Here is a 9,483-nt window from a genome sequence, read left to right as displayed (position 1 = left end):
AATAAGGCGTCGCCGGACTTGCCCGGTTCCGCCTCGTATTTGCGCCGAATATCCTTTTACTCTGCTCTCCGGAACTCAGCCTGCCATTGACTCAGTGGTCTTGAGATGCTTTATCGTAATAAATGCTGCTCAGAATCCGGCGGCCTCGGGCATCCCCGGGATCTGAGAACGGGCCTCCCGGAACACAGGCTCAAGGCCGCATCTCCGGAGGGCCGCGGTAACCTCAGTAACAGAACGGCTGTCCGAGATAATGAACTGCGGGAGATCATGATGATCCTCCGCATAACCCCCCGGCTGGGTGCTGGATCCGGCGCTTATGGAGGTAATAACCACCGGGGTTATCACATCCCGGAAGCGGGGGCTTTCCCGGGTGGAAATAGAGATCTCCAGCTCGTGGTCAAAAAGCCTCCAGGCGCAGAGACATTGGATCATCTGCCTGTCGGATACGGGATACTCCGGCTGAAACCCCCCCTCCGCCGGCCGGAGTCTCGGAAACGAAATGCTGAGCCGGGTGCCCCAGTAATGACGGCGCATGTACATGAGGTGCCGGGTGAGCGCCACCACATCGGCCTTCCAGTCAAAAAGTCCCAGAAGAGCGCCCAGCCCCACCTTGTCGATGCCGGCATCCCCTACCCGCTCCGGTGTCTCCATGCGGTACCGCATATCCCGCTTTTTTCCGGAAAGGTGGTTTATCCTGTAGCACTCGGGATCGTAGGTTTCCTGATACACGCAGACATAATCCACGCCGAGCTTTCTCATTTCCCGGTACTCATCGATATCCAGAGGCTGGATCTCGAGAGACATGTAGCTGGCATATTCCGCCACGATAGGGAGGTGCTCCCGGAAGTAGTCCATGCCGCAGACCCGGGGATCCTCTCCTGACACCACCAGAATATTCTCATAGCCCATGCGATGAATGGCCTCGCACTCCCGGCGGGTTTCCTCCGGAAGAAGATGCTTCCGGGGATACTTGTTATGAGCCGCAAAGCCGCAGTAACGGCAGTTATTAAGACAGCGGTTCGAGAGATAGAGAGGCACGTACATGCTCACGGTATTTCCGAAACGCCTTCTGGTGTGCTTTTCCGCCAGTACCGCCATGTCCGAAAGATACGGCGCGGCTTTAGGGGATATCAGAGCCATGAAGTCCCCGAGATCTAGGGGATCGCCGGAACGGCTCTTTGAAAGTGCCCGGGATACCTCGCTGTCCGAAGAGGCATCTACCGCTCTCGCGTAGCTCCTGATATCAAGAGCCGTGATTTCATCATAGAAGCTCATGACTTGGCTCCGTCCAGATCCTTAAGGAAGGCTTCCAGGGGACTTGTGGCATGAGCCTCCTCGGACACCCCGCCGGGCCCGCTGAGATAGGCAAGACGTCCGGCTGCCACGGCTCCGGCAAAGGCCCGGGCCATGCTGACGGGATCCCGGGACACGGAAATCGCCGTGTTCACCAGCACTGCGTCAGCTCCCAGTTCCATGGCCTCGGCAGCCTGGGAAGGCAGTCCGATACCGGCATCCACCACAATGGGAGCCTCCTTCTGCGCAATAATGATTTTAAGCATAGACCTGGTGGTCAGGCCCTGGTTGCTCCCGATGGGAGCTCCCAGGGGCATCACCGCCGCGGCCCCGGCCCGGGCCAGGCGGAGACAGAGCATGGGGTCGGCGCCGCAGTAGGCCAGTACCTTGAAGCCCTGTTTGGCAAGCTCCTCCGTGGCCTTGAGAGTCTCAATGGGATCCGGCATCAGATAGCGCACGTCAGGATGGATCTCCACCTTGATAAAGTCCGTGCCCAGAGCCTCCCGGGCGAGATTGGCGGCAAACACGGCCTCCCGGGCGGTACGAGCGCCGGAGGTATTGGGAAGGAGCGTTACCGGAAGATCCCGGAGAGCCGGGAGAATGGCATCATGCTGTCCCTGAAAATCCAGTCTCTTCACCGCCATGGTGACCATTTCCGACCCGGACGCCAACACCGCATCCCGGAGAAGAGCTCCGGAAGCGAATTTGCCGGTGCCGGTGAAAAGCCGGGAGTTAAAAGTTTTGCCGCCGATAGTTAGGGGCGTGTCCTTTGCTCCCGCGCTGACTTCTGAATCTGACATATTAACAGGATCCTCCTGCCATAAATGAAAACACTTCAATCACATCGCCGTCCGCTACCGGGGTGTCGGCGAGCTTGTCCCGGGGAACAATTTCGTCATTGCGGGCCACGGCATAGTACTCCGGAAGATCCGGGATCTCCTTAAGAAGATCACGGAGACTCGCGGCGGAGGTGGTGACCTCCTTTCCGTTTAGCTGCACCTTCATGACCGCCCGTCCTCCCGGCCCTTGGCTTTTCCGCGATGGGATTTTTTAGCGGTCTTGCCGGCGTCATTGCTTTTGCGGCGGGGAGATTTTCCGGAAGAGCCCCAGGGACTCCGGCCCTTTGCAGGAGCGGGGGTTTTGTCGGTATTTTCCGAATCTCTGGCGGCATCATTTTCAGGCGCTGCGGGATCTGATATCAGATCCTCATCGGGCTCAGGAGCAGTCTCCTTATCCTGCGTCTTCGCTTCCTTTGCCGCGCCCTTATTCCCGGCAGCCGGCTGAGCTCGGGCGGTTTTTTGCAGCTTCTTCGGAGAGGCGGCTTTCTGTTTGGTCTCATTCTCAGAAACGCCTTCCGCAGTGTCCCGAATGCCGTGCTTAAGAAGCAGCTCCTGCCAGTCCTTAATGGCCGCTTCCGGATCCGGGGCTTCGGTAATGGCCGTAATTACCGCAATGCTGCCGACACCGGTGTTAAGCACATCTTCCGCATTGTCAAGCTTGATGCCCCCGATGGCCACCAAGGGATAGATGCGGCCCAGCATCCGGACATACTCCGCCAGTTTGTCCGTGCCCTGGGGAGCCGAGGGCATCTTCTTGGAATTTGTCGGAAAAATATGTCCGATGGCGATATAGGAAGGCTTGATCTGAAGAGCCCGGCAGGCCTCGGCATAGCTGTGAGTGGAGACGCCCAGACGAAGGCCGGACTTTCTGATAAAGGCGAGATCGCAGGCCTCCAGATCCTCCTGCCCGAGGTGCACTCCGTAGGCATGCTCCTCCGCGGCCAGCTCCCAGTGATCATCGATAAAGACCCGGGCATTGAATTCATGTCCCAGAGCCACGGCTTTTTTGATCTCCTCCCGAAGCTCGTCCTTGGTTTTCCAGGACTTGATGCGAAGCTGAACGGTGCGGACTCCGGCCTCCAGGCAGCGGCGGAGCCATTCATTGTCAGGCACTACCGGGTAAAGGCCCAGATTCCGGGGGCATTCCGGGAAGCCCGGGAGATTGTCCCCCACCCGCTGCCGGAATTCCGCAAAGCTCCGGAACAGAAGAGGAAGATCCTCAAATTCCGGATTTTTGCCGCTGTCTCCCAGAATTCTCATGTCGGAAAACTCCGCCCGGGATTCCCGGATGCGGCGGGAAATGTACATCTCTGCCCGGGTGAGAGCCTCCTCCATGGGATAGCCCAGACCCAGGAACGCCGCAATGGCGCTGGACAGGGCGCAGCCGGTGCCGTGCACCCGATCCGGCTCCCCGGCATTGAAGAAGGTTCTCCGATGCACCAGCGCCGTGATCCGGTTATCCGTATGGCTGCACAGCATGTTCAGGATCATGTTCTTAAGAGCGGGATTGTCGGTGTACTGCTCCAGATGACCGCCCTTGATATAGACGTATTCCGCTCCGGCCTCGGCAAACCAGTCCGCCGCGGTGCGGGCCCAGAGGCCGCAGCTCTCGGTGGTGTCCAGGGACTGCTTCGTATCGGACATCTGCATGGCTTCGGTAACGTTAGGCGTTACCATGGTTACCATGGGGAGCAGATCCAGAGCGGCTCTCCGGATATCCAGTTCGGAAAGCGGATCCCCGTTGCCGGCCACGGTCACGGGATCCCAGATCACCGGGAGTTCCATGCCGCGGATCTCCCGGAGCTTGATAAGAAAGCTCTCCACCGCCCGGAAGACCTTATCCGTGGGGATAAGGCCGATCTTTACCGCCCGGAGCTTAAACACCATATCGGGAGCCAGCACGGTACGCAGCACGTCCTTGACGCAGCTCTTCTTTACCGGTTCCGCCTGCAGCACCTGGATTCCGGTCTGCGCCGTAACAGCGGTTACGGCCACCACCGGAACCAGACCCAGCTCCGTTACCGTCCGGACATCCTGAAAGGCTCCGGCTCCGCAGCTGGAATCCGTAGCTGAAATAATAAGAACTATTCCGCGGTCAGACATTTATCGATCTCCTCCTGACTTAAATTTTTAATTTCCCGGGACAGTCTGGCAGAGCAGAACTTGGGGCCGCACATAGAGCAGTAATGGGAATTTTTATGGCACTCCTCCGGAAGATCCTCATCATGGAATTTCCGGGCTCTCTCGGGATTAATGCTGAGAGCGAACTGATCCTCCCAGCGGAATTCAAAACGGGCCTTGCTCATGGCATTGTCCCAGGCCATGGCGGCGGGATGGCCCCGGGCCAGATCCGCGGCATGGGCGGCAATGCGGTAGGCCATAAGCCCTTCCCGGACATCGTCCCGGCGGGGCAGTCCCAGATGCTCCTTGGGGGTTACATAGCAGAGCATGGCGGTGCCCAGCCAGCCGATCATGGCAGCGCCGATGCCGGAGGTGAAATGATCATATCCGGGAGCGATATCGGTAACCAGGGGGCCCAGGGTGTAGAAGGGAGCGTTATGGCAGTACTCCTTCTGAAGATCCATGTTTTCTTTTATGAGATGCATGGGGACATGACCGGGGCCTTCGATAATGACCTGGACGCCCTTCTGCCAGGCTCTTTCCGCAAGCTCGCCCAGGATCTTAAGCTCGCCGAACTGGGCTTCGTCGTTGGCATCATGCTGCGAACCCGGACGGAGGCCGTCCCCGAGGGAGATTGCCACGTCATAGGAGGCGCAGATGTCGCAGATTTCATCGAAATTGGCGTAGAGAAAGTTTTCCTGATGATGGGCAATGCACCAGCGGGCCATAATGGAGCCGCCCCGGGAAACAATGCCGGTAAGACGCTTTGCGGCGGCGGGAATGAAGCGGCGTAATAATCCCGCATGAATGGTGAAGTAGTCCACCCCCTGCTCCGCCTGTTCAATGAGAGTATCCCGGAACACGTCAAAGGACAGATCCTCGGCCACGCCCTTAACCTTCTCCAGAGCCTGGTACAAAGGTACGGTTCCGATAGGCACCGGAGAATTTCTGAGGATCCATTCCCGGGTTTCGTGAATGCGGCTTCCGGTGCTGAGATCCATTACCGTGTCCGCTCCGTAAATGGCGCTGAAGACCATCTTTTCGACTTCCTCGGCCACGGAGGAGGAAACGCTGGAGTTTCCGATATTGGAGTTGATCTTCACCCGGAAGCGGGATCCGATGATCATGGGTTCAGCCTCGGGATGGTTGATATTGGCGGGGATAATGGCTCTGCCGGAGGCGATCTCCTCCCGTACCATTTCCGGAGTTACTGTATTATGAGGATCCCCGATATTCTCCCGGAGCGCCACATAGCGCATTTCCGGAGTAATGATACCGGCTTTGGCCAGAGCAAACTGGGTAATGCGGGATCCGGCCCTGCCCTTTCTGGTAACCTTGGGAGAGGAAAGTCCGGCGGTGTCGGAGGCCGGTTTAATGATTTCGATGTCCGATCTTGCCTGAAGCCACGGCTCTCTTAACAGCGGAATGCCCTTCTTCACGTCGATTTCCGCGGCGGGATCCCCGTAAATGCCGGAGGTATCGTAAAGATCCAGATGTTCGCCGTTACTGAGATTTACCGTGCGGCAGGGCACCCGGAAGCTTTCGTCCGGGGAGGATTTGAAGGTACGGGATGATGAAGGATAGGCAAAGCCCTGCAGATGTCCCAGACGTTCCTGAGCCTCCTGCTCGGCCTTCATGCGTTCCATAATTGCAGATGCCATAATTTACTCTCATTAAATATGGTCTGCCGGAACCGGGGAGCCGCTTTCCCGGGGGACTCTGTTTCCTTCGCAGGCATTACCCTGAACAGGTTATACGGATTTCGCAGAAGCGATCTCAGCCGCGGGGCACTCCGACAGACGATGGTTGACATCATGATTATCCGCTGAAACCTCCCGGAAATCAATAAAGAAAACAGCGGGAGAGGTTTTTCGGAGGGGAGGGAGTTAGAGGCGTGGGTCTTGTACTGTCAGAACCAGATCATGAAAAAGAACCGACCAGTTCTCCCAAAATACTGCATCAGTACTCCAAACCGATGCATTCTCTGAGATAAAGGAAAACAGCTAACCTTACCTCGCACTGATTCCAAATCCCTGTCAATATCCAGATCTAACAGTCTAACAGAACAATCAGGCTTTAACCGATGTTATCTTCTTATCACCTTTCCGATCTGATCCTCCGCGATTATTACTCCCAACAGACAACCAGACAGCGGCTCCATCCGTATTTGATAAAAGAACCGGCATCAGATCTGCAAGTGATTCGAAAGGGCAGGTCTCCAAGTCATTACAGCGTAGCTACTTGCATCGGGCCATGCTGAAAACTTGAATAAGCCCCGTGAAACAGCTAGCTTTTGACTGTAAAATGAACGAACATAAAAGTTCCGAAAGCCTTGATCCTTGTATTAAGGCGAGATGAGTAAAAAAACAGGGGATAAGCAACATGATGCCTGAAGAATTGGCACAAGGCGAACATGAGACCGTTGAATATAAGCTCGATATTCCTCAAGAAAAAGAAAAATACCTCAAAACCGCAGTGGCCTTTGCCAATGCCGCCGGCGGAAAAATTATCTTCGGTGTCGAAAATAACTCCTGGAAGGTCGTTGGCTTCCCGGATGATGAGATTTTCCAAAAGATGGATGCCATAACGAACAGTATTTTCGATGCCTGCGAACCCGCTGTGGTTCCAATTACAAAAATTGATGAAGTGGACGGAAAAAAGATTATTGTGGCGACCATTCGCCCGGGAATGGACAAACCTTACTACTTAAAGAAGTACGGCATGAAGAATGGGACCTTTATCCGCATGGCCGGGGTTACACGTCAGGCAAGTCCGGGCATAATCAAGGAACTCCAGTTTGAAGGAAGAGGACTTAGCTTTGACACCATGCCGGCTAAGGGAGATGCAATATCCCGAGAAGAGATCGCCAGACTTTGCGAAAGAATGTATAAGCACGCTTGCGATCTCTGCCATTCCGAAGAACAGAAAAACAAACTAAGAAAGGTTACGGCAAGCCAGCTGGTATCTTGGAAAATTCTCTCTGAGTTTCAGGGGGAATACTATCCGACCAATGCCTGGAAGCTTCTGACAGATCCGGAGGAGCTCTTTCCGGAGGCTATCATTCAAATGGCTTTGTTCAAAGGTAACACTCGAGCCATATTTCTTGACAGAAAAGATGCCACAGGGCCGATTGACCAGCAGATAGAAGATGCCATGAAGTTTGTCAGCAGAAATATTCACTTGGGATCCCGCATTTCCGGTGTTAACCGTGAAGATTTCTATGAACTCCCCATGGATAGCGTCCGGGAAATGATCTCGAATGCTGTTTGTCACCGCTCCTATTTATTAGCAGGATCTGTTCAGGTTGCAATCTATGATGACCGGCTGGAAGTCACCTCCCCCGGAAAACTCAAATCTGATCTCTCCATTGAACAGATGATTACCGGAAACTCAAGTGTTCGAAATATCGCCATCGGTGCTGCCTTTCAGTACATGCACATCATCGAAAAATGGGGATCCGGAATTCCGAGAATCATCAAAGACGCTAAAGCGTATGGACTAAACCCCCCTGAATTAAAGGATTTTGGAACATCATTCAGGATCAGTTTGTTCCGTAAGCCTTTCGAAACCGATGCCTTTGGTGTTGTTAATCCCATGAGGACTCTTTCCGCAGGAATTGCTGAATCTGATTCCAATCATTCAACCGGTATCAGCACTTCTGATACCAATGATACTGATCGACCTGTCAAAACCTCCAATTCTGATACTGATCACTCAGCCAGAGGCACCGGTTCTGATACCAATAATACTGATCGACCTGTCGAAACCTCCCATTCTGATACTGATCACTCAGCCGGGGGCGCCGGTTCTGATACCAATCTCCCGAATACATTACTGACACCAAAAGAACAAACTATCCTGACAATAATCCGGTCAGATACCAAGACAACCCAAAAAGCCCTGAAAGAAAAAACCGGACTGTCAATAGCTACGGTAAAACGCCTTTGTGTCGTTCTTCAGAAAAAAGGGATTATCCACCGCAAAGGATCCGACAGAAAAGGTGAATGGGAAATCCTGCAAGATCTGAACCCGTAGCACTCCGCATGAACAAAGGCTTTGGTTCCGAATATAGCAGCCTTAAGACAGAGGAGAATGGATTTAAGGTGTTGTCTTAAAAAGTGATGGGACTGCCAGAATTTCAGAACAGTTGGAAGCTTAGGCTCCCGGCTTAAACCTCTGTCTTCCGGTACGGGTGTGTTCACTGATCCGAGGAGCCCTGATAACTTTCTATAAGTTTTTCGGAAAACTCTTCAAAGCTCTTCAGGGCTCCGTAATCTGCAAACTTATACTCCTGAATAACGCCGCGATCGTTTTTCCAGTAAAGATAAGACCAGGGGCCGGAATCTCCGGTGGTGGTGGATTCTTTTCTCTTCTGCACAGAACCCTGCTCAATCAGACTGACAAATGAGCTCCATTCGCTGTCGGAAAGCAGTACCGTGCCGGCCCGCACCGTATCCGCTTCCGTGCAGGGGCCGTAGTCCTTCCGTTCTCTTTTCTGATGCTGAAAAAAATGCTTCCCTTCCTCGGCATAGTAACGGTATCTCAGAAAATACGCGCCGTAGTTGATATTCTCCCGGGTATGCACAAATTCCGTGATGTCATCGGCGGGAATATCCCGCCCTACCGCAAGAGCGCCGGCGGCGGATGCGGTACCGGACACAAGACAGGCCGCAAGCAGCAACATGCGTTTTATGAGAGCTTTCATGTGAAGTTGTCCTCCCCACCTTTGGGCCTTTAGGCCGCTTAATGCCAAAACCCCGGAGGAGGTTTAATCCTGTTACTCCGGGGGCTTTATCTTCTGAACCGGTTTCTACTCGGCGGCGGTTTTCTCGTCAGCAGGTTTATCGTTCTTTACAGGTTCCCGGTAAAACTGCACCGCACCGGAATAACGGCCTTCGATAAATTCCCGGATATGATCAGAACGGAGCTCGCTTACCAGAGACTTAACCAGAGGGTTATTCTCATTGCCCTCCCGAACAGCAATAACGTTCACATAGGTCAGAGCTGCCATGGAATCGGCATTCTCCAGAGCTACCGCATCGTTTTTGGCATTGAAGCCGGCGGTAAGGGCGTAATTGCCGTTAAGCACCACCATGGCCATCTGATCCTTTACCCGGGGAAGCTGAGCGGCTTCCAGTTCTACCAGCTGCAGATTCTTCGGGTTCTCGGCCACATCCTTCACCGAAGCTGTGAGACCGGCCTCTGAGGTCAGCTTAATAAGACCGTTGTC

The 9,483-nt window shown here is 54.2% G+C and carries 8 protein-coding genes and 1 riboswitch; of the genes, 1 reads left to right on the top strand and 7 read right to left on the bottom strand.

Going from position 1 to position 9,483, the window contains the following annotated elements:
* Window positions 1–129: 129 nt before the first annotated feature.
* From thiH to thiC, 5 genes are read right to left on the bottom strand one after another with little or no spacing between them, the layout of a single operon-like run.
* Window positions 130–1,275 carry a 2-iminoacetate synthase ThiH gene (gene thiH, locus ACJROR_RS12830; RefSeq protein ID WP_406547407.1) on the bottom strand — a complete coding sequence of 382 codons (1,146 nt, stop codon included), beginning with the start codon at window positions 1,273–1,275 and terminating at the stop codon, window positions 130–132.
* Window positions 1,272–2,093: a thiazole synthase gene (locus ACJROR_RS12825; RefSeq protein ID WP_406547406.1), complete on the bottom strand. Its 822-nt coding sequence runs from the start codon at window positions 2,091–2,093 to the stop codon at window positions 1,272–1,274. Before ACJROR_RS12825 ends, thiH begins: the two co-directional genes overlap by 4 nt.
* 1 nt (window position 2,094) lies before the next feature.
* Entirely contained in the window at window positions 2,095–2,298 is a 204-nt protein-coding gene (thiS, locus tag ACJROR_RS12820; protein ID WP_406547404.1) for a sulfur carrier protein ThiS, read from the bottom strand.
* Entirely contained in the window at window positions 2,295–4,235 is a 1,941-nt protein-coding gene (gene thiE, locus ACJROR_RS12815) for a thiamine phosphate synthase (RefSeq protein WP_406547402.1), read from the bottom strand. Before thiE ends, thiS begins: the two co-directional genes overlap by 4 nt.
* The gene (gene thiC / locus ACJROR_RS12810) at window positions 4,217–5,914 is read right to left on the bottom strand and encodes a phosphomethylpyrimidine synthase ThiC (protein ID WP_406043251.1); all 1,698 of its coding nucleotides are present in this window, start codon (window positions 5,912–5,914) and stop codon (window positions 4,217–4,219) included. The genes thiE and thiC overlap by 19 nt, the downstream gene beginning before the upstream one ends.
* A 45-nt stretch (window positions 5,915–5,959) precedes the next feature.
* Window positions 5,960–6,058: riboswitch (TPP riboswitch) on the bottom strand.
* Window positions 6,059–6,635: 577 nt separating this feature from the next.
* On the opposite strand from thiC, the gene ACJROR_RS12805 reads away from it, so the two are divergent.
* The gene (locus ACJROR_RS12805) at window positions 6,636–8,288 is read left to right on the top strand and encodes an ATP-binding protein (protein ID WP_406547400.1); all 1,653 of its coding nucleotides are present in this window, start codon (window positions 6,636–6,638) and stop codon (window positions 8,286–8,288) included.
* Between the two features lie 163 nt (window positions 8,289–8,451).
* Here the strand turns inward: ACJROR_RS12805 and ACJROR_RS12800 are convergent, their stop codons facing one another.
* Together ACJROR_RS12800 and ACJROR_RS12795 are read right to left on the bottom strand one after the other, a co-directional pair.
* A complete protein-coding gene (locus tag ACJROR_RS12800; protein WP_406547398.1) occupies window positions 8,452–8,958 on the bottom strand; it encodes a hypothetical protein in 507 nt (168 codons plus the stop codon).
* Window positions 8,959–9,063: 105 nt separating this feature from the next.
* On the bottom strand, window positions 9,064–9,483 hold a 420-nt coding region (locus ACJROR_RS12795; protein ID WP_406547396.1), incomplete at its 5' end, for a MetQ/NlpA family ABC transporter substrate-binding protein.

Origin of the sequence: Succinimonas sp. (genome assembly GCF_045225735.1) — a bacterium.
Classification (GTDB): domain Bacteria; phylum Pseudomonadota; class Gammaproteobacteria; order Enterobacterales; family Succinivibrionaceae; genus Succinimonas.
The sequence above is the reverse complement of the archived record's forward strand: the minus strand, read 5'-3'. Positions and strand labels throughout refer to the sequence as shown.